The 22,977-nt window shown below is 68.4% G+C and carries 22 protein-coding genes; 12 read left to right on the top strand and 10 right to left on the bottom strand.

The window, feature by feature from the left end; genetic code table 11:
• The first annotated feature begins 109 nt into the window (after positions 1–109).
• The 3 genes from ACZ44S_RS21105 to ACZ44S_RS21095 all read left to right on the top strand — a co-directional run bounded on the left by ACZ44S_RS21105 (position 110) and on the right by ACZ44S_RS21095 (position 2,541).
• Positions 110–1,015, top strand: coding sequence for a LysR family transcriptional regulator (locus tag ACZ44S_RS21105; protein WP_466931269.1), 906 nt, complete (start codon positions 110–112; stop codon positions 1,013–1,015).
• 86 nt (positions 1,016–1,101) lie between these two features.
• The gene (locus ACZ44S_RS21100; RefSeq protein WP_466931267.1) at positions 1,102–1,584 is read left to right on the top strand and encodes an NUDIX domain-containing protein; all 483 of its coding nucleotides are present in this window, start codon (positions 1,102–1,104) and stop codon (positions 1,582–1,584) included.
• 90 nt (positions 1,585–1,674) lie between these two features.
• On the top strand, positions 1,675–2,541 hold the full coding sequence (locus ACZ44S_RS21095) for a GNAT family N-acetyltransferase (RefSeq protein ID WP_466931266.1): 867 nt from the start codon (positions 1,675–1,677) through the stop codon (positions 2,539–2,541).
• Positions 2,542–2,618: 77 nt separating this feature from the next.
• Here the strand turns inward: ACZ44S_RS21095 and ACZ44S_RS21090 are convergent, their stop codons facing one another.
• Both ACZ44S_RS21090 and ACZ44S_RS21085 read right to left on the bottom strand, forming a co-directional pair.
• Complete coding sequence (locus ACZ44S_RS21090; protein WP_466931264.1) at positions 2,619–3,038, bottom strand: GlcG/HbpS family heme-binding protein; 420 nt, start codon at positions 3,036–3,038, stop codon at positions 2,619–2,621.
• Positions 3,035–4,345, bottom strand: a complete 1,311-nt coding sequence (locus tag ACZ44S_RS21085) for an MFS transporter (RefSeq protein WP_466931262.1) — start codon at positions 4,343–4,345, stop codon at positions 3,035–3,037. Before ACZ44S_RS21085 ends, ACZ44S_RS21090 begins: the two co-directional genes overlap by 4 nt.
• A gap of 140 nt (positions 4,346–4,485) precedes the next feature.
• On the opposite strand from ACZ44S_RS21085, the gene ACZ44S_RS21080 reads away from it, so the two are divergent.
• Positions 4,486–4,950: a MarR family winged helix-turn-helix transcriptional regulator gene (locus ACZ44S_RS21080; RefSeq protein WP_466931261.1), complete on the top strand. Its 465-nt coding sequence runs from the start codon at positions 4,486–4,488 to the stop codon at positions 4,948–4,950.
• A gap of 9 nt (positions 4,951–4,959) precedes the next feature.
• Entirely contained in the window at positions 4,960–5,412 is a 453-nt protein-coding gene (locus tag ACZ44S_RS21075) for a GNAT family N-acetyltransferase (protein WP_466931259.1), read from the top strand.
• Positions 5,413–5,476: 64 nt separating this feature from the next.
• Here the strand turns inward: ACZ44S_RS21075 and ACZ44S_RS21070 are convergent, their stop codons facing one another.
• Positions 5,477–6,862, bottom strand: a complete 1,386-nt coding sequence (locus ACZ44S_RS21070; RefSeq protein ID WP_466931257.1) for a serine hydrolase domain-containing protein — start codon at positions 6,860–6,862, stop codon at positions 5,477–5,479.
• A 27-nt stretch (positions 6,863–6,889) separates the two neighbouring features.
• Positions 6,890–8,368, bottom strand: a complete 1,479-nt coding sequence (gene dnaB, locus ACZ44S_RS21065) for a replicative DNA helicase (RefSeq protein ID WP_466931255.1) — start codon at positions 8,366–8,368, stop codon at positions 6,890–6,892.
• Positions 8,369–8,827: 459 nt separating this feature from the next.
• Here dnaB and ACZ44S_RS21060 point away from each other — a divergent pair, with 459 nt between their 5' ends.
• A complete protein-coding gene (locus tag ACZ44S_RS21060) occupies positions 8,828–10,165 on the top strand; it encodes an MATE family efflux transporter (RefSeq protein ID WP_466931253.1) in 1,338 nt (445 codons plus the stop codon).
• Between the two features lie 82 nt (positions 10,166–10,247).
• On the opposite strand, the gene rplI is transcribed toward ACZ44S_RS21060, so the two are convergent.
• The 4 genes from rplI to rpsF all read right to left on the bottom strand — a co-directional run bounded on the left by rplI (position 10,248) and on the right by rpsF (position 11,945).
• The gene (rplI, locus tag ACZ44S_RS21055; protein ID WP_466931252.1) at positions 10,248–10,694 is read right to left on the bottom strand and encodes a 50S ribosomal protein L9; all 447 of its coding nucleotides are present in this window, start codon (positions 10,692–10,694) and stop codon (positions 10,248–10,250) included.
• Between the two features lie 18 nt (positions 10,695–10,712).
• Positions 10,713–10,949: a 30S ribosomal protein S18 gene (gene rpsR / locus ACZ44S_RS21050; RefSeq protein ID WP_003949403.1), complete on the bottom strand. Its 237-nt coding sequence runs from the start codon at positions 10,947–10,949 to the stop codon at positions 10,713–10,715.
• A 43-nt stretch (positions 10,950–10,992) separates the two neighbouring features.
• Positions 10,993–11,577, bottom strand: coding sequence for a single-stranded DNA-binding protein (locus ACZ44S_RS21045; RefSeq protein WP_466931250.1), 585 nt, complete (start codon positions 11,575–11,577; stop codon positions 10,993–10,995).
• Between the two features lie 77 nt (positions 11,578–11,654).
• Positions 11,655–11,945: a 30S ribosomal protein S6 gene (gene rpsF, locus ACZ44S_RS21040; protein ID WP_004985983.1), complete on the bottom strand. Its 291-nt coding sequence runs from the start codon at positions 11,943–11,945 to the stop codon at positions 11,655–11,657.
• A 315-nt stretch (positions 11,946–12,260) separates the two neighbouring features.
• Here rpsF and ACZ44S_RS21035 point away from each other — a divergent pair, with 315 nt between their 5' ends.
• The 3 genes from ACZ44S_RS21035 (at position 12,261) to ACZ44S_RS21025 (ending at position 14,997) form a co-directional block, all read left to right on the top strand.
• Positions 12,261–12,572, top strand: a complete 312-nt coding sequence (locus tag ACZ44S_RS21035; RefSeq protein WP_466931248.1) for a hypothetical protein — start codon at positions 12,261–12,263, stop codon at positions 12,570–12,572.
• A gap of 170 nt (positions 12,573–12,742) precedes the next feature.
• Positions 12,743–13,864, top strand: coding sequence for a peptidoglycan bridge formation glycyltransferase FemX (femX, locus tag ACZ44S_RS21030; RefSeq protein WP_466931246.1), 1,122 nt, complete (start codon positions 12,743–12,745; stop codon positions 13,862–13,864).
• Positions 13,865–13,965: 101 nt separating this feature from the next.
• Complete coding sequence (locus ACZ44S_RS21025) at positions 13,966–14,997, top strand: alanine racemase (protein ID WP_466931244.1); 1,032 nt, start codon at positions 13,966–13,968, stop codon at positions 14,995–14,997.
• Positions 14,998–15,077: 80 nt separating this feature from the next.
• Here ACZ44S_RS21025 and ACZ44S_RS21020 read toward each other — a convergent pair whose 3' ends face one another.
• A complete protein-coding gene (locus ACZ44S_RS21020) occupies positions 15,078–16,586 on the bottom strand; it encodes a glycosyltransferase family 87 protein (RefSeq protein ID WP_466931242.1) in 1,509 nt (502 codons plus the stop codon).
• 101 nt (positions 16,587–16,687) lie between these two features.
• Positions 16,688–19,312 (bottom strand): transglycosylase domain-containing protein, encoded by a 2,625-nt coding sequence (locus tag ACZ44S_RS21015; RefSeq protein ID WP_466931240.1) that lies wholly within the window; start codon positions 19,310–19,312, stop codon positions 16,688–16,690.
• 396 nt (positions 19,313–19,708) lie between these two features.
• Between ACZ44S_RS21015 and ACZ44S_RS21010 the strand changes: the two genes are divergently transcribed.
• The 3 genes from ACZ44S_RS21010 (at position 19,709) to ACZ44S_RS21000 (ending at position 22,859) form a co-directional block, all read left to right on the top strand.
• Complete coding sequence (locus ACZ44S_RS21010) at positions 19,709–20,392, top strand: PadR family transcriptional regulator (RefSeq protein ID WP_190164588.1); 684 nt, start codon at positions 19,709–19,711, stop codon at positions 20,390–20,392.
• 43 nt (positions 20,393–20,435) lie between these two features.
• Entirely contained in the window at positions 20,436–21,518 is a 1,083-nt protein-coding gene (locus ACZ44S_RS21005) for an inositol-3-phosphate synthase (RefSeq protein WP_466931238.1), read from the top strand.
• A gap of 78 nt (positions 21,519–21,596) precedes the next feature.
• Positions 21,597–22,859: an MFS transporter gene (locus tag ACZ44S_RS21000; protein WP_466931236.1), complete on the top strand. Its 1,263-nt coding sequence runs from the start codon at positions 21,597–21,599 to the stop codon at positions 22,857–22,859.
• Positions 22,860–22,977 lie beyond the last annotated feature (118 nt).

Raw genomic sequence — 22,977 nt, 5'->3', positions numbered from 1 at the left:
AGTTGACTCAGTGTCAGTGTCCAATCACAGTAGCGACAGCAACCTATCGACTTATTTATAGTTGGCCATATCCGGCCTGCAGCGGGGGGCTGACAAGGGAGGGTGCGCCGTGGATCTGGCCTTGCTGCGGACCTTTGTGACCGTGCACCGGGCCGGCTCCTTCACCCGTGCGGCAGCCCTGCTCGGCCTCTCCCAGCCCGCTGTCACCTCGCAGATAAGGACGCTGGAACGGCAGCTGGGGCGCCCGCTGTTCCTGCGCCAGGCGCGCGGTGTGACACCGACGAGCATCGGCGACGAGCTCGCCCACAAGGCCGCACCGCATCTCGACGCCCTGGTGGAGATAGCGGAGTCCGGGCTGGAGGAGGACTCCTCCTTACGGACCTTGCACCTGGCCGGACCCCCGGAGTTCACCGCCGAGCGTGCGCTGCCCGCGCTCACGGAGCTGGCCGGTGAGGACGGTCAGGGCTTCGCCCTGCGGGCCTCCTTCGGCACCGCCGAGGAAGCCCTGGAAGGGCTCGCCGCCGGACATCATGATCTGGCCATCAGCACGGCCCGTCCACGCGGCGCCCTCCTCACGGCGACTGCGCTCTGCGACGAGGAGCACATCCTGGTCGCCGCCCCACGCTGGGCCGAGCGGATCGGCGCCGACGCGGTCGGCCGCACCGGTCCGTCCGCTCTCGAGCAGGTCCCGGTGGTCGAGGTGCATGAGACGCTGCCGTTCGTCGCCCGCTACTGGGCGTCCGTCTTCGACTCCCACCCCGTCGCCCCAGGCACCGTCATCGTTCCGGATCTACGCGCGGTGCTGGCCTGCGCCACGGCGGGAGCGGGGATGGCGGTGCTGCCGCGGTACTTGTGCACGGGTGCACTCGAGCGGGGTGAGGTGGTGGCCCTGCACGAACCGACCGTGCCTCCGCTGCGCACGTACTTTCTGGTGGTCCGCACCGGCACGCTGGCGATGCCCCACATCGCACGGGCCCACGAGTGGCTGGAACGGGCCGCCACCGACTGGTGCTGACCCGCCGGCGCGCGTCACGTCGCGCGAAACCGGCCGGTGGGGCCGTGCGATGTTTCACGTGGAACCAGCCGGGCCACATTTCCCCCATGACCGTCCGACCCGTGGTCAAGCGCACCGCCCGAGCCGTTCTGCTCGACGGCGAGAACCTGATTCTGATCAAGCGCACCAAACCCGGCATGGATCCCTACTGGCTCACCCCGGGGGGCGGAGTCGAGCCGGAGGACCCGACCGTCGTGGACGCCTTGCACCGGGAGGTGTACGAGGAACTCGGCGCGAAGATCACCGATGTGGTGCCCTGTTTCGTCGACACCGTGGAGCACATCGGCGAGGACGGCGGCGCCACCGGCGTAAAGGTGCAGCACTTCTTCGTATGCCGCCTCGAATCGATGGACCCGTCCCTGCGGCACGGTCCCGAGGTCGAGGAACCCATCGGCGAGTACGAGATCGTCCGAGTGCCGTTCACCCGGGTCGGCATCGCCTCCGTCCACCTCGTGCCGCTGTCGCTGCGCCATTACCTGGACGGCAACATCGAGGGTGTGCGCGCCATGCACGCGCCCGACCTCGGCTGACCTCCAGCCCTCACGGGCATGGCCAAAAGGTCGCACGAGTCCATGGAAACCGGTGGACGCCGACGGCTCCTGTCGGACAGCCTGACCTGCGTGCCGACGCCTTCCCTTGACTCTCTGCCCATCCGCCGTCTGACGCTCCGCGATCTCACCGCCTGCGCCGACTTGTCCGAGGACCGGGGGTGGCCACGGGAGGAGCACAAGTGGGGACTCCTGCTGGCGTCCGGGAAGGGGTACGGCATCGACGACCCCGGCGGCGGTCTGGTGGCCGCCTGTGTCGTCACCGAGTACGGGCCGCAGGAGCACCCCGTACTCGCGGCCATCGGCATGGTCCTGGTCGCCGAGCGGCATGCGCGCCGGGGCGTGGGGCGCCGGTTGATGCGCCACGTCGTCGCGGAGGCGGGAACCACGCCTCTCACCCTGCACGCGACGCCCTCCGGCCGACCGCTCTACGAGGAACTCGGCTTCAAGGTCACCGGCCGGGCCGAGATGCTGCGGGGCCGATTCGTCGGTACCGGCATTCTGCCGGAGGTCGCCACCCGTGCCGCGACCGCCGAGGACCTCCCGGCGATCCTCCGGCTCGACGCGGAGGTGTTCGGGGCGGACCGGACGCATGTCGTCACCCGGCTGCCCGCCTTCGCCGATCAGTTCCGCGTCGCCGAGGAGGACGGACGGCTCATCGGCTACGCGGCCGCCTGGCCCAACATGGACACCCATGTCGTGGGCCCGTTGATCGCCCGCGACACCACGACGGCCAAGGCGCTCCTCGCTTCCCTCGCCGCCCACACCGTCCGGCCCCTGCGCACCGACATCGACGTGCGGCACGAAGAGCTGCTGGACTGGGCGAAGGCTCACGGCCTTGCGTCGGTCGCGTTCAACGCCGTGATGACGTACGGGACCACGGAGCTGCCCGGGGACCGGAGCCGGCGGTTCGCCCCGGTGACGGTCGCGGCGGGCTGACGGCGACGCCGCGGACAGAGCGACGCCGGTCCCCGCACGCTGGGGACCGGCGTCGTCGTCCGTCGCGAGGCACGTCGTCAGACGAGGGCCTCCACGGCGGCGGTGGCGAAGGCATGGTCCTGCTCCGGAGCACCACCGCCGACGCCGATCGCACCGATCAGCCGGCCGTCGCGCCGGACGGGCACGCCCCCGGCGATGAAGAGCAGCGGCCGGTCGAGGGCGGTGGGCAGGGTGTGGAAGGGGCCTCCGGGCTGCACGGCGTCCACCAGGTCGGCGGTGGGCGCGTTCAGCTGGAGGGCGGTGTACGCCTTGCGGGTGCTGGTCTCACCGGAGATCAGCACGGCGCGGTCGTCCCTGCGGAAGGTGAGCAGATGCCCGCCGGCATCGACCACGGTGACGCTGACCGTGACACCGGCCGCTTCGGCGGCCCGTCGTGCGGTGGTGACGAGGGTTTCGGCGTCCGCGGTGCTGAGCGGGGCGACGGCGGTGGTGCTCATGAGGGGTCTCCTTGCGGTACGGGGGGACATCGATGGTGCGGGTGTGGCATCGGCGGGCGAGGGGACGGCCCTGGCCCCGCGCCTGTCGGTGCCGTGGTCAGCGGGTGAGGGCGGTCGGCCGCTCGGCGGGTGCCGAGCCGGTGACCGGAGTGCCGGCCGCGGTCCGAGCGGCGCTCGAGGGCGGCCGAGACGAAGGCGAGCACCAGGGCGGCCGCGGCGAGGACGGCGCCGACCCAGTTGGGGGCGGTGTAGCCGAGGCCCGCCGCGATCACCAGGCCGCCGAGCCAGGCGGACAGGGCGTTGCCGAGGTTGAAGGCGCCGATGTTGAGGGCCGAGGCCAGGGTGGGGGCCCCGTGCGCGTGGTCGAGGACCCGCTTCTGCAGCGGCGGCACCGTGGCGAATCCCAGAGCGCCGATGAGGGCGATGGTGACGGCAGCGGCGATCTTGTTGTGCGCGGTCAGGGTGAAGAGCGCGAGCACGACGGCCAGGGCGCCCAGGGACACGTACAGCATCGGCATCAGGGCCCGGTCCGCGTACCGGCCTCCGACGAGGTTGCCGCCCACCATGCCGAGGCCGAAGAGGACCAGCAGCCAGGTGACGGAGCCGTCGGCGAACCCGGCGACGTGCGTCATCATCGGCGCGATGTAGGTGATCGCCGCGAAGACACCGCCGAAGCCGAGGACGGTCATCGCCATGGCGAGCAGGACCTGGGCGTTCTTCAGGGCGGCCAGCTCATGGCGCAGGCGTACGCCCTGAGGCTTGGGCATGTCGGGGACGAGCCTGGCGACACCGGCCAGGCCGACGACGCCGATGACGGCCACGACGGCGAAGGTGACGCGCCACCCGATGGACTGGCCGACGAGCGTGCCCAGGGGGACGCCGACGACGTTGGCGACGGTCAGCCCGGTGAACATCAGGGCGATGGCTCCGGCTTTCTTGTCGGGTGCGACCAGTTCGGCCGCGACCACGGAGCCGATACCGAAGAAGGCGCCGTGGGCCAGCGAGGCGATCACGCGTCCGGTCAGCATGAGGCCGAAGGTGGGGGCCAGCGCCGAGAGCAGGTTCCCGACGACGAACAGCCCCATCAGCAGCATCAGCATCCGCTTGCGGGAGATCTTGGTGCCGAGCACGGTCATCAGGGGTGCGCCGAGCATGACGCCCAGTGCGTAGCCGGTCACCAGATAGCCGGCGGTGGGGATGGAGACACCGAAGTCGCCCGCGACCTCGGGCAGCAAGCCCATGATCACGAACTCCGTGGTGCCGATTCCGAAGGCCCCGATCGCGAGGGCCAGAAGCGCGAGAGGCATGAGGGGAGAAACCTTCCGAAGGTTGCATGAGCGCTTTAGGTGCCACCACAATAGTTGCAAGCGCGCTTTACTTGCAAGCGCTGACTATTGCGTCCTTGCTCTACTCTTGTGTCAGGAGCTCCTGGACGGAGGAAACGCCCATGACAGCCACGGATCCCGCGCTCACCGCTCTCGCTCAGGGCTGGTGCGCACTCTCCCTGCTGCACGGGAGGATCGAGGCGCACATCGAGCGCGCCCTTCAGACCCGGCACGACCTGAGCGTGCGGGAGTACTCCCTGCTCGACGTCCTGAGCCGACAGCACGACGGCGACGGCGGCCATCTGCAGATGAAGCAGGTGGCCGACGCGGTCGTGCTCAGCCAGAGCGCCACCACCCGTCTGGTCACCCGGCTCGAGGACCGAGGGCTGCTGGAGCGCTATCTCTGCCCCACCGACCGGCGCGGCATCTACACCAACGTCACCGAGTCCGGCCTCGAGCTCCTGGAACAGGCGCGGCCGACCAATGACACCGCCCTGCGTGAGGCGCTCGACGAGGCGGCGAAGAACCCGGAGCTGGCCCCTCTGGTCCGGGCGGTGGAGACGCTGAAGGCGCCGGTGCCCGCATAGGGTGCCGACATGGAAGATCTTGAGATACGCGCCGCGGTCGCCGACGACCTCCCCGCGATCGTCGGCATGCTCGCGGACGACCCCCTGGGCGCGGAGCGCGAGTCACCCGACGACCTCAGCCCGTATCTGACCGCGTGGAAGCGGCTCGTCGCCGACTCCAACCAGCACCTGGTCGTCGCGGTACGCGAGCAGCGTGTCGTCGGCACGCTGCAGCTCACCATCGTTCCGGGACTGTCCCGCCGTGGCTCCACCAGGTCGATCATCGAAGGAGTCCGCATCCATGCGGACGAGCGCGGCAGCGGCCTGGGCAGCCGGCTCATCGAGTGGGCGATCGAGACATCCCGCCGGGAGGGCTGTCGACTGGTCCAGCTCACCTCGGACAACACGCGCACCGACGCCCACCGCTTCTACGAACGACTCGGCTTCACGGCCTCCCACGTCGGTTTCAAGCTTCCGCTGTGACGAAGCGCTCAGGGCCGTGTTTCACGTGAAACACGGCCCTGTCGAGGCTTCCGGCGGCCGTCGGCTAACCGATGCCCCTCCATCCCCCGGGGTCCACTCCACCCGGCACCGGAGCCTCTTCGTCATACGGCCGCCGCGTGAACACGAACGACCCCAGGTCGAGATGGCTCACCTGCCCGTCCGAGCGCCGGACAGGATTCAGCAGTTCTCCGGCGTAGTAGCCCTCCAGCCCCACCCAGGTGCCGTCCCCGTTCGAGCGGAAGCGTGAGCGCCGGCCGCTGCCGGACAGCGGCTCCAGCGAAATGAACCCGTCGGCCGAGAGCCGCAGAGCGCAGGCATGCGTACCCCAGTACCACTGCCCCACCAGCTCCAGCACCGCCGGATCCACCTCCCTCAGCGGCTTCCAGGGAGCGGGGATACGCGGCTCTGCCTGGGCGACGATCCGGACCAGGTCGGCCGCGACCGTGAACGGCGCCGGTCCGGAGGTGCAGTTGGCCAGGACCACCGCGCCCACGTCGTCCGCCACGCTGATGGTGAGGCAGGCGAGGAAGCCGGGAAGTGATCCGGTATGCCCGGCGAGAGTCCGCCCGTCCTGGTGACGGAGCTCCATCCCCAGGCAGTACGCATAGCCGTCGGCCACGTCCGCCGCCTCGACCGGTGTGGCCGGCGTCCTCATCTCCCGCACGGCGTCCGCGCTCAGCACCCGCTCGTCACCCTCGGCCAGAAAGGCTGCGAAACGCCCCAAGTCCGCAGCCGTGGACCATAGTTGTCCGGCGGGCGCCATCACTCCGAGGTCCTCCGGCGGCTCAGGCAGCATCACATCGGCCCACGGATGCACCGCCCAGCCGCCCGCATGTGGCGCCTCGGGCCGCACGCTCGTGCGGCGCAGGCCCAGCGGTTCGAGCACTTCCCCCCGGAGCGCTTCCTCCCACGGGGTGCCACGCAGCTTCTCGACCAGCGCTCCGAGCAGCGCGTAGCCCGGGTTCGAGTAGTGGAACCGCCTGCCCTTGGGGTGCAGCAGCGGCCGTTCGCCCAGCACGTCGGCGAGACCGGGCCGCAGCGTCCCCGGGGTTCGCTCCCACCAAGGGCCGGGCGTCTCAGCGGCCAGCCCGCCGCTGTGCGAGAGCAGTTCGGCGATGGTCACCTCGCCCGCACCGGTGTCCGGCAGGTGCTTCTCCAACGGGTCGGAGAGATCCAGCGCACCCTCCTCACGCAGCCGGAGCACCAGAACGGCGGTGAAGGTCTTGGTGATCGAACCGATCCGGTACTGCACGTTCTCGTCCGGGGCATGGCCCTCCACCGAGGTCCGTGCCCCTGTCCACACCGCCTTCCCACCCCGCACCACGACCGCGGACAGCGAAGGCGCACGCCCCTCGGTCTGGGCGACGGCGATCCGGTGCAGCAGAGCACGCCGCGTCCCGGGCAGCAGTTCTTCCTCTGATGTCGTCATGCCCCCAGTCCAGCACGGGCGGCCGGGTCAGGTCTGTGCCATGTCCACGAAGCGCGAGTAGTGCCCCTGGAAGGCGACCGTGATCGTCGCCGTCGGACCGTTTCGGTGCTTCGCCACGATCAGGTCGGCCTCACCCGCACGCGGCGACTCCTTCTCGTAGGCGTCCTCACGGTGCAGCAGGATGACCATGTCGGCGTCCTGCTCGATCGATCCGGACTCACGCAGGTCGGACACCATCGGCTTCTTGTCGGTGCGCTGCTCCGGTCCACGGTTGAGCTGGGAGAGCGCGATGACCGGGATCTCCAGCTCCTTGGCGAGCAGCTTGAGGTTACGGGACATGTCCGAAACCTCCTGCTGGCGGCTCTCGGCCCGCTTGGAACCGCCGGACTGCATCAGCTGAAGGTAGTCGATGACGACCAGCTTCAGATCGTTGCGCTGCTTCAGACGACGGCACTTGGCGCGGATCTCCATCATCGACAGGTTCGGGGAGTCGTCGATGTAGAGCGGCGCCGCGGAGACATCCGGCATCCGACGGGCCAGACGGGTCCAGTCCTCGTCGGTCATCGTGCCGGAACGCATGTGGTGCAGGGCGACGCGCGCCTCGGCGGACAGCAGACGCATCGCGATCTCGTTGCGCCCCATCTCCAGCGAGAAGATGACGCTGGGCAGATTGTTCTTGATGGACGCCGCCCGTGCGAAGTCCAGGGCGAGCGTCGACTTGCCCATCGCCGGACGCGCGGCGATGACGATCATCTGTCCCGGGTGAAGGCCGTTGGTGAGCGAGTCGAAGTCGGTGAACCCGGTGGGCACGCCGGTCATCTCGCCACTGCGCGACCCGATCGCCTCGATCTCGTCGAGGGCACCCTCCATGATGTCGCCGAGCGGCAGATAGTCCTCGCTCGTGCGCTGCTCGGTGACGGCGTAGATCTCCGCCTGCGCCCGGTTGACGATCTCGTCGACGTCGTCGTCGGCCGCGTATCCCATCTGCGTGATGCGCGTACCGGCCTCCACCAGACGCCGCAGCACGGCGCGCTCGTGCACGATCTCGGCGTAGTAGGCCGCATTGGCAGCAGTGGGAACCGTCTGAACGAGGTTGTGCAGGTAAGAGGCCCCGCCGACCTTGTTGATCTCACCGCGCTTGGTCAGCTCCGCGGCGATCGTGATGGGGTCTGCGGGCTCGCCCTTCGCATAGACGTCGAGGATGGCCGTGTAGACGGTCTCGTGGGCCGGCTTGTAGAAGTCGTGGCCCTTGAGGATCTCGACGACGTCGGCGATGGCGTCCTTGGACAGCAGCATGCCGCCCAGCACGGACTGCTCGGCGTCGAGGTCCTGGGGCGGCACCCGCTCGAACGCGGAGCCTCCGCCGTCCCACCCGCCGCTTTCCCTGCCACGGTCGTGCTGCTCGTCGCGGCCTCTGCCGTGGTCATCACGACGGCGGGAGGCGGGCAGACGATCACTGGGACCGCTGTCGGCCCACGGGTCGTCCAAGGGCTCGGAAATGCTCACCGAGCCACCTCCTCCCGTCCGCCGAGCGGACCTCGCCGTGCCTCTCTGTTCTACGGCACGGCACTGACAAATAAGAGGCCCAACTCCGGTTGTCGCGCGCCGGATTTGTGGCGTTTCTAAAACCGGCGGACGGAGCGGGCGCCGGACCACCGTAGGCCCGTCGGCAGCGTCAGCCAATCTGGTTATCCACAGGCCATGTGGACGACGGGCCCAATGCTGTGGAGAACTCCGGGAAACCTGTGCACGAGGCGGTGGACAGGCCTGTGAACAAGCCCGGCACTCCCACTTGGAAAACCCCGTGACCTGCAGATTTACCGTCCACCGGCTGTGCAGAAGAAAAACTTGCTCAGCAGGATCAAGATCGCTTCATGGGGTGTACGCAAGCCCACACCCTGCGCCACAAAGTAAGACCCGCAGATGCTTTGCATCTCTTACCTGTGGACGATTAGATTGGTGCACATGACACAGGCCCCCGCGCGCCCCAAAGCCGTCCGCCGGCAGCACGACCGAGAGATCGTCATGCTGGCAGTCCCGGCCTTCGGCGCTCTCGTCGCCGAGCCACTGTTCGTCATGGCCGACAGTGCCATCGTCGGCCATCTCGGAACGGCACAGCTCGCCGGCCTCGGAGTCGCCTCGGCGCTCCTGATGACCGCGGTCAGTGTCTTCGTTTTTCTGGCCTATGCCACCACGGCCGCCGTCGCCCGGCGGGTCGGCGCGGGCGACCTCCCGTCCGCCATCCGTCAGGGCATGGACGGAATCTGGCTGGCACTTCTCCTCGGCGCCACGGTCATGGCCGTCGTCCTGCCAACCGCGCCCGCCCTGGTGAGCCTCTTCGGCGCCTCTGACACGGCGACCCCCTACGCGACCACGTATCTGCGGATCTCCGCGCTCGGCATACCCGCCATGCTCGTCGTACTCGCCGCGACCGGTGTCCTGCGCGGACTGCAGAACACCAGGACACCGCTCTACGTCGCCATCGCCGGCTTCATCGCCAACGCCGTCCTCAATGTCGCCCTGGTCTACGGCGCCGGTCTCGGTATCGCGGGGTCGGCCTGGGGCACCGTGATCGCGCAATGGGGCATGGCCGCGGTCTATCTGATCGTGGTGCTTCGAGGAGCGCGCAGGCACGGGGCCTCACTACGCCCGGACGCCGCTGGGATCAGGGCCTCGGCCCAAGCAGGCGCCCCCCTGTTGGTGCGCACTCTCTCCCTGCGGGCCATCCTGATGATCGCGACAGCCGTCGCCGCCCGCCTCGGCGACTCCGACATAGCGGCGCACCAGATCATCCTGTCGCTGTGGAGCCTGCTCGCCTTCGCGCTGGACGCGATCGCCATTGCCGGACAGGCCATCATCGGGCGCTATCTGGGAGCCGGAGACGCCCAGGGAGCCCGCGAGGCATGCCGTCGCATGGTCGAGTGGGGAGTCGCGGTCGGTGTCCTCCTCGGCGTCATGGTGATACTTGCCCGGCCGGTGTTCCTCCCTCTGTTCACCAGCGACGCCACGGTGAAGGACGCGGCGTTGCCCGCGTTGGCGCTCGTGGCGCTGTCCCAGCCGATCTGCGGCATCGTCTTCGTCCTGGACGGAGTCCTGATGGGCGCGGGAGACGGACCGTACCTTGCCTGGGCGATGCTGCTGACTCTCGCGGTGTTCACTCCGGCCGCCCTGCTGGTCCCCGCACTCGGCGGCGGACTCACCGCACTGTGGGCCACGATGACGCTCATGATGACCGTCCGCATGCTGACCTTGTGGGTGCGTAGCCGCTCGGGCCGCTGGATCGTCACGGGCGCGGCGCGCTGACTGTTTCACGTGAAACATGACCATGGGGGCCACATCCCGAAGGATGCGGCCCCCATGCTCACTGCTTCAGCAAGCCCGGCACTCAGCCGGCGACGACCTCGATGCTGACCTTGGCGTCAACCTCGGGGTGCAGACGCACGGACGTCTCGTGAGAGCCCAGCGTCTTGATCGGCGCACCCAGCTCGATGCGGCGCTTGTCGACCTCGGGACCACCGGCGGCCTTGATCGCGGAAGCGATGTCGGCCGGGGTGACGGAACCGAAGAGACGACCGGCGTCGCCCGACCGGACGGCCAGGCGGACCTTGACGCCCTCGAGCTGGGCCTTCACCTGGTTGGCCTGCTCGATGGTCTGGATCTCGTGGATCTTGCGAGCACGACGGATCTGCTCGACGTCCTTCTCGCCACCCTTGGTCCAGCGGATCGCGAGCTTCCGCGGAACCAGGTAGTTGCGAGCGTAACCGTCCTTGACGTCGACGACGTCGCCCGCGGCACCGAGGCCGGAAACCTCGTGGGTGAGGATGATCTTCATGAGTCGGTCACCCTTCCCTTATCGCGCGGTGGAGGTGTAGGGCAGCAGCGCCATCTCACGGCTGTTCTTGACGGCCGTGGCGACGTCACGCTGGTGCTGCGTGCAGTTGCCGGTCACGCGGCGGGCACGGATCTTGCCGCGGTCGGAAATGAACTTCCGCAGCATGTTCGTGTCCTTGTAGTCCACGTACGTGACCTTGTCCTTGCAGAATGCGCAGACCTTCTTCTTCGGCTTGCGCACAGGCGGCTTCGCCATGATGTTTCTCCTGTGTGATCAAGAAGTGTGGGTACGGCCCCGCTTAGAAGGGGGGCTCGTCCGAGTAGCCGCCGCCACTGCTGCCGCCGGAGCCACCGCCCCAGCCGCCGCCACCGCCCTGCTGGCCGCCTGCGGGAGCACCGGTCGCCCACGGGTCGTCGGCGGGAGCGCCGCCGCCCTGCTGGCCGCCGCCGGGACCGCCGCCCCAGCCGCCGCCACCCTGGCCGCCGCCACCGCCGCCGTAGCCGCCCTGGCCACCGCGGCCGGTGGTCTTGGTGACCTTGGCCGTGGCGTTGCGCAGACTGGCGCCGACTTCCTCGACGTCCAGCTCGTAGACCGTGCGCTTGACGCCCTCACGGTCCTCGTAGGACCGCTGCTTCAGCCGGCCCTGCACAATGACGCGCATGCCTCGCTGGAGCGACTCGGCGACGTTCTCCGCCGCCTGACGCCAGACCGAGCAGGTCAGGAACAGGCTCTCGCCGTCCTTCCACTCGTTTGTCTGACGGTCGAAGGTGCGGGGGGTCGACGCGACACGGAACTTCGCGACGGCCGCACCGGACGGGGTGAAGCGCAGCTCGGGGTCGTCGACAAGATTGCCGACGACCGTGATGACGGTCTCGCCTGCCATGGGGGAACCTCTCGGCGGGTTTGCTGCTGGCTGCTTGTGCTGCTACTCGAGTCCCGAGATCAGCTGAGCGGAAGAGCTCAGTGGGTTTCGGGGCGGAGGACCTTGGTCCGGAGGACCGACTCGTTCAGGTTCATCTGGCGGTCGAGCTCCTTGACGACCGCAGGCTCGGCCTGCAGGTCGATGACCGAGTAGATGCCCTCGGGCTTCTTCTTGATCTCGTACGAGAGACGACGACGGCCCCAGGTGTCGACCTTCTCGACCTTTCCGCCGCCATCACGGACGACAGAAAGGAAGTTCTCGATCAGCGGGGAGACAGCGCGCTCCTCGAGATCGGGGTCGAGGATGACCATCACCTCGTAGTGACGCATGTGGAACCCACCTCCTTTGGACTCAGCGGCCACGGTCGTTCCGTGGCAGGAGGGTCGTGATGCGTTGCGCAACGATGCCTGTCAGTAAAACAGCCGCCACTGACAATCGAGGTCGGGCGGCGGTTCCGGGCCGGCCGGGACGGGCCGTGGCCCCTCCCTGTTCCTGCCTGGCTCTGTCCGGACAGACGCCGGTGCAGACGCTACAGAGTACCCGCACAGCGGCTTGCGGTTGAAATCCGGCTGCGAGGACCCCCAATCTGTACACATCGGGTGTGTACGGCGCTACGATCCGCCGCCTTTCGCAGGAGGTGCCCCATGGCACAGGCAATGCGACCCAACACCGCCGGAGGCCTTTTCGCCACGGACGGCAAGCCCCATCCCGTCCAGGACACGCTGCTCGCAGTGACCCTGGTGCTGGGGATCACGTCCTTCATCACGGCGATGTTCCACCATCTGCACCTGCTCAGCTCCTGGACCGGCCTGGTGGGAATCCTCACCGGCGCGTACGGCCAGTGGATCTCGGTGACGACGCGCGAGCGCTTCGGGCTCGTCCTGGGCCTCGGTGCGTCGGCGGTCGGGTTCTTCCTGGGCATGGCGCACGGCGGCCTCTTCGGCGGAGTCGGCTGACCGGCTCCGGACACCACTCCTTCCGCACATCGTCCAGCGCCCCGGCCGGCACCAAGGCCGGGGCGAAGGTCCCGTGCGCCCAACCGGGGCGCACCCAAGGCGCAGTAGGCTTCGCGCGAGAGCCGGAGCCCCTGACCCATGGGGACACACCAGCCCGAGGAGCGCCCCGAATGAGCCTGACCCTGAGGACCATCAGTCGAGAGCAGCATCTGGCCTACATCCAGAGCCTGCCGTCGGCGAGTCACATGCAGGTCCCGGCCTGGGCTGATGTCAAGGCGGAATGGCGCTCGGAGAACCTCGGCTGGTTCGACGACCGGACCGGCGAGCTGGTCGGTGCGGGTCTCGTCCTCTACCGGCAGCTGCCCAAGATCAAGCGCTACCTCGCCTATCTGCCCGAGGGCCCGGTCATCAACTGGTTCGCACCCAACCTTCAGGAGTGGATCGAGCCCATGCTCGCGCACCTGAAGCAGCAGGGCGCCTTCTCTGTGAAGATGGGTCCGCCGGTGATCATCCGGCGCTGGGAGGCCGCGACCATCAAGAAGGGCATCCAGGACCAGGACGTGAAGCGTCTGCGCGACTTGGAGGCCGACTTCATCGAGCCCCGCGCCTTCGAGGTCGCCGACAAGCTGCGCCGCATGGGCTGGCAGCAGGGCGAGGACGGCGGCGCCGGCTTCGGTGACGTCCAGCCCCGCTACGTCTACCAGGTGCCGCTGGCCAACCGCTCCCTGGAAGAGGTCCACAAGAATTTCAACCAGCTGTGGCGCCGCAACATCAAGAAGGCGGAGAAGGCCGGTGTCGAGGTCGTCCAGGGCGGCTACAACGACCTGCCCGAGTGGCAGCGGCTCTACGAGATCACGGCCGTGCGCGACCACTTCCGGCCCCGCCCTCTGTCGTACTTCCAGCGCATGTGGACGGCCCTCAACACCGAGGACCCCAACCGCATGCGGTTGTACTTCGCCCGGCACAACGGCGTGAATCTGTCCGCGGCGACGATGCTGATCGTCGGCGGCCACGTCTGGTACTCCTACGGCGCCTCCGACAACATCGGCCGTGAGGTCCGGCCCTCGAACGCGATGCAGTGGAGGATGCTGCGGGACGCCTACGCGCTCGGCGCCACCGTCTACGACCTGCGCGGCATCTCCGACTCGCTGGACGAGACAGACCACCTCTTCGGCCTGATCCAGTTCAAGGTGGGTACTGGCGGCCAGGCGGCCGAGTACCTCGGTGAGTGGGACTTCCCGCTGAACAAGCTGCTCCACAAGGCACTCGACATCTACATGTCGCGCCGCTGAGCGGCTCTTCGTCACGGTCTTCGTCTTCGTAGCCCCGCGGGCTTCGTTGGCTCCCATACCTTTGATACACCGCAGCCACGAGAAAGGTTCCAGGTCCGGCCATGGCGCTCACGCTCTACGTCGACACCGCGCGCTGGCGGGCGCATCACAAGCACGTGCAGGAGCAGTTCCCGGGGCTGGTCCCGGTCTGCAAGGGCAACGGCTACGGCTTCGGCCACGAGCGCCTCGCCGAGGAGGCCACCCGGCTGGGCTCCGATGTCCTCGCCGTCGGCACGACGTACGAGGCCGCCCGGATCAAGGACTGGTTCGGGGGTGACCTGCTGGTGCTGACGCCGTACCGGCGCGGCGAGGAGCCGGTGCCGCTGCCCGATCGGGTCATCCGCTCGGTGTCGTCGGTCGACGGCGTGTACGGCCTGGTGGGTGCCCGGGTGGTCATCGAGGTGATGTCCTCGATGAAGCGACACGGAATCAGCGAGCAGGACCTGTCCCAGCTGCACTCCGCGATAGAGAACGTCCGGCTGGAGGGCTTCGCCATCCATCTGCCGCTCGACCGTACCGACGGCTCGGACGCCGTCGAGGAGGTCATCGGCTGGATGGACCGCCTCCGGGCGGCCCGCCTCCCGCTGCACACGATGTTCGTGAGCCACCTCAAGGCCGACGAACTCGCCCGGCTCCAGCAGCAGTTCCCGCAGACCCGCTTCCGCGCCCGGATCGGCACCCGGCTGTGGCTCGGTGACCACGAGGCCACCGAGTACAGGGGCGCGGTCCTGGACGTCACGCGCGTCGCCAAGGGGGACCGGTTCGGCTACCGGCAGCAGAAGGCCGCCTCCGACGGCTATCTGGTGGTCGTGGCGGGCGGTACGTCGCACGGAGTGGGCCTGGAGGCCCCCAAGGCCCTGCACGGGGTCATGCCGCGCGCCAAGGGCGTCGCCCGCGCCGGCCTCGCCACGGTCAACCGGAACCTTTCGCCCTTCGTCTGGGGCGGCAAGCAACGCTGGTTCGCCGAGCCGCCGCACATGCAGGTGTCGATCCTGTTCGTGCCGGCCGACGCACCGGAGCCGAAGGTCGGCGAGGAGTTGGTGGCCCACCTCCGGCACACCACCACGCAGTTCGACCGGCTCGTCGACCGCTGACCCGACGGAAAGGGCCGGGCACGCAACTTCCGTGCCCGGCCCTTTCCGTGTGCAAGGCGCCCTGCCAGCGAGCTGTTCGCTCAGAGCAAACCGCCGGTTGCCCCCGTCCTGCCCCACTCGACCCGGGGGCCCTCGAAGTGGGCCGCGTGCCGGGCGGGACGGGCCGCGGGACCGAACACGAAGACATCCTCGGCCCCGTCGAGCACACCGCCCGAAGGGTCGTCGTCACCGGACCGGCGCACAGGATCCCGCTCCGGCATCAGGATGTCGCGCACGACCATGACACACAGGTAGAGCGTCCCCAGCAGATGCATGCCGATGACCCAGTGGTAGCCGTCGGTCGGCAGGCCCTTGTGGGCGTCGCCGCTGGTCGTGTACGCGAGATACATCCAGATGCCCAGGAAGTACGCCACCTCGCAGGCCTGCCAGATGAGGAAGTCCCGCCACTTCGGCCGGGCCAGGGCGGCGAGCGGCACCAGCCACAGGACGTACTGCGGCGAGTAGACCTTGTTGGTGAGGATGAACGCCGCGACGATCAGGAAGGCGAGCTGGGCGAAACGCGGACGGCGGGGAGCCGTGAGCGCGAGTGCCGCCACACCCGCGCAGCACAGCAGCATCAGCAGGGTGGCGAGCGTGTTGACCGTGTCGGTGCTCAGCGGGTCGTCCGAGTTCTGCGCCAGGATCAGCCAGAAGGACCCGAAGTCGACGCCTCGCTCCTGGCTGAACGTGTAGAACTTCGACCAGCCGTCGAACGCGAACAGCATCACGGGCCCGTTCACGACGAGCCACGCGACAGCCGCGCCCGCGAGGGCCGTTCCGTACTGCCGCCAGCGGCCCACGCGCCAGCACAGCACCAGGAGCGGCCCCAGCAGCAGTACGGGATAGAGCTTGGCGGCCGTCGCCAGGCCCAGGAGGACGCCGAAGGCGAGGGAACGCCCCCGTGACCACATCAGCATCGCGGCGGCAGTCAGAGCGACAGCCAGCAGATCCCAGTTGATGGTCGCGGTCAGCGCGAAGGCCGGTGCCAGGGCGACCAGCAGTCCGTCCCAGGGCCGCCGTGCGTGCGTGCGGGTCACACAGACGGCGATGACGGCCGCGCACGCCATGAGCATCCCGGCATTGACCATCCAGTACCACTGCTCCTGGTCCTGGATGCTGCCGCTGCCGGGGGTGAGCCAGGCGGCGACCTCCATGAACACGCCGGTCAGCACCGGGTACTCGAGGTACTGCATGTCCCCGGGAAGCTTGTCGAAGTAGGGCACCAGCCCGTCGGCGAAGCCGCGCCCCTGGTAGAGGTGAGGAATGTCCGAGTAGCAGGCGTGTGTGTACTGGGAGCTGGCGCCGAAGAACCAGGCACCGTTGTAGCAGGGCGCCTTCTGCACCAGGCCGAGGGTGAACATGCCGATCGCCACGAGCGCGATCACCCGCACCGGTGTCCACCAGGACCTGCCGGTCAGGGCGCGCCGTCCGAGCGGGCCGCCGATCAGCTCGCTGCCGGCCGAGGCGATCCGGTCCTCCTCGGTCGGCCGCACCGGCTCCGGCTCGTGGACGCTCGCTTGCGTCGATTCTCCACTGGGCATGCCGCACATCCTGCCGTACGAGGCCGGGGATACGCCGAGGGCCGCCGTACCCGTCGGGTACGGCGGCCCTCGTGTTTCACGTGAAACACCCCATCCGGGCGATGGTCGGACTAACCGGTCGAGCCTCCGAAGAGACCGCCACCGTTGCCGTTGCCCCGACTGGTCCCGGTGTCACCACTCTCTGTGGGATCGGGCGAGTTGGTCACGCCGCCGTCCGTACCGCCGGAGTCCGTCCCGCCCGGCCCGGTGCCGCCCGTCTCCTCTTCGTCGTCGTCATTGCAACGGAAGTCGAAGGGCGCACACGTTTCGGTCTCCGTGGGCGGCGGCGGGGTGGTCTCGGTCTCCGTGGGCGGGGGCGGCGTCGAGGGAGTCGACTCCTGGGTCTCCGTGGCGGTCGGGGTCGGGGACGGCGCGCCGACCCCGTCGGCGATCTCGCCGATCTTCTCTGCCTCGGGGAACCCGGGGTCGTCCTTGCCCTTCAGCGCGGCCTTCATGTACTCGGTCCAGATCTGCGTGGGGACGTCACCACCGTGGATGGAGTCCTCACCCGCCGTGCCGTTCATGGAGAGCAGCTTGTGGCTCTTGGGGTCCTCGCGGAACATCGCGACCGAGGTGGCGAGCTGCTGGGTGTAGCCGACCCACCAGGCCGACTTGTTCTCGTCCGTCGTACCCGTCTTGCCGGCGGCCCTGCGCCCCAGCTCCTGCGCGTGGTAGCCGGTACCGTTCTCGATCACGTTCTCGAGGGTCTTCGTGACGTTGTTCGCCACGTTCTCGGGCATCGCCTGCTTGACCCGCGGCTTGTCGAAGCCCGGCAGCTCCGAACCCTTGTGCTTGACGGCCGTCACCGAATACGGGTCGGCCTGCTTGCCGGATGCCGCGAACGTCGCATAGGCATCGGCCATGCGGATCGCGCTGGGGGTTGAGGTACCCAGGGCGAACGACGCGTTCAGGCCGGCGAAGCTTTCCTTCAGGATGCCGGACCTCTCCGCGACATCCGCCACGTTCTTCATCCCCACGTCCATGCCGAGTTGGACGAAGGGCGTGTTGACGGACTGCTCCATCGCCTTGTGCAGGGTGATGTAGCCCCACGGGTAGTTGCTCTCGTTCTTCTGGAAGAAGGGCGTGTTGTCCTTCTTGAGTACGTACGAGCCGTCGTTGTTCCTGATCTTCAGGTTGTCGTCACCGTTGTACTTGCTCTGCGGCGAGACGCCTTCACCGTTCGTCTTGTACGTTCCGTGCTGCATCGCGGCGGCCAGGACGAACGGCTTCCAGGTCGAACCGACGGGGATACCCGAAGTGTCCGCGTTGTTGTTGAAGTGGCCGTTCTCGAAGCCGGCGCCACCGTAGAGGGCCACGATCGCACCGTCGTTGGGCTTCACCGACGCCGCGCCGAACTGGACGTGCTGGTCCTCCTTGCGCTTCTTCGGGTCGATCTTCTCCTTCTCGACCCGCTTGACCGCCTTGGCCAGCGCGTCGACCTTGTCCTTCTCGAAGGTCGTGTAGATCTGGTAGCCGCCCTGGTCGAACTGCGCCTCCGTGATGTCGGAGTTCTTCAGGACGTACCGCTTCGCCGTGTCGACGAGGTAGCTGACCTGGCCGGTCATGCCCTTGGTCGCCTTGCGTCCCTGCGGCATGGGGTACTTCGCGGTCGCCTTCTGGTAGTCGGCGTCGGACAGGTGCCCGTCGTTGTGCATCTGCTCGAGGATCCAGCCCCAGCGCTCCTCGGAACGCGCGAGGTTGGCCTCGGCGGTGGCGGCCTTGTCGAGGTTCTCGTTGCCCGCCGGGTCGTAGTACGTCGGGCCCTTGAGCAGCGCGGCGAGGAAGGCGCACTCGCTCGGCTTGAGGTCGACCGCGTCCTTGCCGTAGTAGGTCTGGGCGGCGGCCTGGATGCCGTAGGCGCCGCGGCCGTAGTACGAGGTGTTCAGGTAGCCCTGAAGGATCTCGTCCTTGGTGAGCTTCGTGCCCACCTTGATCGAGATGAACATCTCCTTGAACTTCCGGGAGAGCGTCTGCTCCTGGCTCAGGTAGGTGTTCTTCACGAACTGCTGGGTGATCGTCGAGCCGCCCTGGGTGTCACCACCGGTGGCCATGTTGCCGAGCGCTCGGGCGATACCCATGGGATCGATACCCGAGTCCTCGTAGAAGCTCTTGTTCTCAGCCGAGATCACCGCCCGCTGCATGGCCTCGGGGATCCGGTCGATCGTCACGTTCTGCCGGTTCTGGCCGGCCCCGGTGGCGACCATCTGGCTGCCGTCCGCCCAGTAGTAGACGTTGTTCTCGGACAACGCCGCGGCGTTCTCCTCACTGGGGACGCTCACCATCGCGTACCCGATGCCCGCCACGGCGACCAGGCTGCCGAAGAAGGCGAGGAACAGGCCGGAGACGAGCTTCCAGGACGGCGCCCAGCGACGCCAGCCGTCCTTGTCGTAGCGCGGATAGTCGATGATCCGCTTCTTGTCGGGCGGGGCCGCACGCCCTCTGCCGCGGCCGGGCGCGGCGGAACCCGCACGACGGGCACCTCCCCGCTGAGCCGCGCGTCGCGCCTCGGCGCGGCTGCCGTACGTACGGTCCTCGACCCCCGAGCCGCGGGACCCCGACCCATAGGCATCGGACGGAGATCCGGTGGCGCCTCGCGGTGCCGCGCGGCGGCCGGAGGACGAGCCGGACTGGCCGCGTCGGGCCGCGGCACGTCCGCCTCCCTGCGGCTGCGGCGGTTTGCGACGGTGCTCGCTCATCGAACGACTACTCCTCGGGCAGGCGCACCCTTGCGCGCCTGGAAACGGCGGCTGGTTTCCGGTCCCCCCGAAGTACGGATGCGGCGCTTCCCGCATTCACCCGTACTGCACCGGGGACAGAGACGCCCCCAGGCGTCACTCGGTTCCCGGTGGTGTGCATGGCGCACAGACTACGCACCGCCAAAACCTGCCGAGCACAGAAGTTCACCTCAAATCAGGCAACTTGCTCGCAACGAATCGACGATGTGATCCCGTTCACCCTTGACCCCCTTGTCGCTTCCGGAAGGTCGTTCTATCGTCGTGATGTATCGAGTCGATACATCAGCTCGGCATAAGGGCGGCGATGAGCCGTACACGAGGCCGTCATGGCATGACCGCGGCAGAGGGGAGGCGACGATGAGCCGGCGTTCCGGGATCCTCGAGTTCGCCGTACTCGGCCTGCTCCGCGAATCTCCGATGCACGGCTATGAGCTGCGCAAACGACTCAATACGTCACTGGGTGTGTTCCGTGCCTTCAGCTACGGGACGCTCTACCCCTGCCTCAAGACGCTGGTCGCCAACGGCTGGTTGATCGAGGAGCCGGGGAACACCACCGAGGACGCCCTCGCCGCTCCGCTCGCGGGGCGCCGCGCCAAAATCGTCTACCGGTTGACGGCGGAGGGTAAGGAGCACTTCGAGCAGCTGCTCTCCCAGACGGGTCCGGACGCGTACGAGGACGAGACCTTCGCCGCGCGGTTCGCATTCTTCGGGCAGACGTCGCGCGACGTACGGATGCGCGTGCTCGAGGGCCGCCGCAGTCGGCTGGAGGAGCGCCTCGAGAAGATGCGCGCCTCCCTGGCCCGGACCCGGGAGCGCCTCGACGACTACACGCTTGAGCTCCAGCGCCACGGGATGGAGTCCGTGGAGCGCGAAGTGCGCTGGCTGAACGAGCTCATCGAGAGCGAGCGGGCCGGGCGGGACCTGAAGGGGTCCGCCACCGGGGGGCCCGCTCAGCAGGACACCACATCTGGAGCGCCGGGCGGCCTGCCCCGGCCGGGGGACGACCCCCGGCCGGATTCGCCCGACGACACCGCCACGTGAGACCCGCTCAGGGCCTCACTCGTACACACAGGGAGCAACCGGAATGGGTTCGGTTCGCGTAGCCATCGTCGGCGTGGGCAACTGCGCCGCATCGCTGGTGCAGGGAGTCGAGTACTACAAGGACGCCGACGCGGCGTCCAAGGTGCCGGGCCTGATGCACGTCCAGTTCGGCGACTACCACGTCGGTGACGTCGAGTTCGTCGCCGCCTTCGACGTGGACGCCAAGAAGGTCGGCCTCGACCTCGCGGACGCCATCGGCGCCTCCGAGAACAACACCATCAAGATCTGCGACGTCCCCAGCACCGGTGTGACGGTCCAGCGCGGCCACACCCTCGACGGTCTCGGCAAGTACTACCGCGAGACCATCGAGGAGTCCGCCGAGGAGCCGGTCGACGTCGTCCAGGTCCTCAAGGACAAGCAGGTCGACGTCCTCGTCTGCTACCTGCCCGTCGGCTCCGAGGACGCGGCGAAGTTCTACGCCCAGTGCGCCATCGACGCCAAGGTCGCCTTCGTCAACGCCCTCCCGGTCTTCATCGCCGGCACCAAGGAGTGGGCGGACAAGTTCACCGAGGCGGGCGTCCCGATCGTCGGTGACGACATCAAGTCCCAGGTCGGCGCCACCATCACGCACCGCGTCATGGCGAAGCTGTTCGAGGACCGGGGCGTCATCCTGGACCGCACGATGCAGCTGAACGTCGGCGGCAACATGGACTTCAAGAACATGCTCGAGCGCGACCGCCTCGAGTCGAAGAAGATCTCCAAGACGCAGGCCGTCACCTCGCAGATCCCCGACCGGGATCTCGGCGAGAAGAACGTCCACATCGGCCCGTCCGACTACGTCGCCTGGCTGGACGACCGCAAGTGGGCCTACGTCCGGCTCGAGGGCCGCGCCTTCGGTGACGTCCCGCTGAACCTGGAGTACAAGCTCGAGGTCTGGGACTCCCCGAACTCCGCCGGTGTCATCATCGACGCCCTGCGCGCCGCGAAGATCGCCAAGGACCGGGGCATCGGCGGCCCGATCCTCTCGGCGTCCTCGTACTTCATGAAGTCCCCGCCGGTGCAGTACTTCGACGACCAGGCCCGCGAGAACGTCGAGAAGTTCATCAAGGGCGAGGTCGAGCGCTGAGACCTCCCTGCTGTGGGCAGTTGAGGGTCTCCGGGTCGTATGTCCCGGAGACCCTCTTCGTATGTGAGGCTGTGCCCCATGGCCGTCGTCCGTGACCTGCGCGTTCTGCTGCGCTTCCAGGGCTTCCGACGCCTGCTCGCCGTCCGGCTGCTCTCCCAGGGCGCCGACGGGGTCTTCCAGGTCGCGCTCGCCTCGTACGTGGTCTTCTCACCGGAGAGGCAGACGTCGGCCGCGGCGATCGCCTCCGCGATGGCGGTCCTGCTCCTCCCGTACTCCGTGGTCGGGCCCTTCGCCGGGGTCCTGCTGGACCGCTGGCGCCGCCGTCAGGTCTTTCTGTACGGCAATCTGCTGCGCGCCCTGATGGCGGCCGTGACCGCCCTCCTCATCCTCGGCCGGGTGCCCGACTGGCTCCTCTTCGTCTCCGCCCTGTGCGTCACCGGCGTCAACCGCTTCGTTCTCGCTGGACTGTCCGCCGCGCTGCCCCGCGTGGTGGACGGCGAACGGCTGGTCATCGCCAACTCCCTGTCCCCGACCGCGGGCACGCTCGCCGCGACCGCGGGGGGCGGCCTCGCCTTCGTGGTCCGTCTGGTCGTCGCCGACTCCGACGCGGCCGTGGTGCTCGTGGGCAGCGTGCTGTATCTGAGCGCGGCCGTGGCCTCGCTGCGCATGGCAAAGGAACTGCTCGGTCCCGACCGGGCGTTGCTGCGCCCCCGCCTCACCGAGGCGCTCACCGGAACCGCTCGCGATCTGAGGGCGGGAATACGCCACCTCGCCGCGCCTCCGCGCCGGGAGGCGGCCTGGGCGCTGACGGCGATGTCCCTGATGCGGTTCTGCTACGGCGCCATGCTGGTGCTGCTGCTGATGCTGTGCCGGTACGCGCTGACCTCGACCACCGACGAGGGACTTGCCCTGCTGGGGCTCGCGTTGGGAGCTTCGGGCGCCGGATTCTTCGCGGCGGCCGTCATGACGCCCTGGACTGCAGGACGGCTCGGTGCCGGACGCTGGATCGTGGTGTGCGCCGCGTCGGCCGCGGTGCTGGTCCCCGCCTTCGGGCTGCCGTTCGCCACCGGCCCGCTTCTGGCCGGGGCATTCGTCCTGGGGCTGACCACACAGGGCGCCAAGATCGCCACGGACACCATCGTCCAGGCCGCCGTCGAGGACGGCTTCCGCGGACGAGTCTTCTCCCTGTACGACGTCCTGTTCAACGTGGCCTTCGTCGGCGCCGCCGCAGTGGCAGCCCTGATGCTCCCGCCGGACGGCCGATCGGTTCCGCTGGTCGTAACGATCGCCGTTATCTACGGAGCAGTAGCTGTGGCTTTGGCCCGTTTCGGGCGCCAGTAAGTGTCACATCAGCGCCACAGAGCCTTATAGGGCTACGAAGTTGTCAGCGCGGGCCGGTAGCTTACGTGCGTCTTATCAGCGCAGCTTTTGCGCCACACGCCTATGTTCTAGGGGGACC

The sequence above is a fragment of the Streptomyces malachitofuscus genome, assembly GCF_055571035.1.
This window is presented reverse-complemented; position numbering and strand designations above follow the sequence as displayed.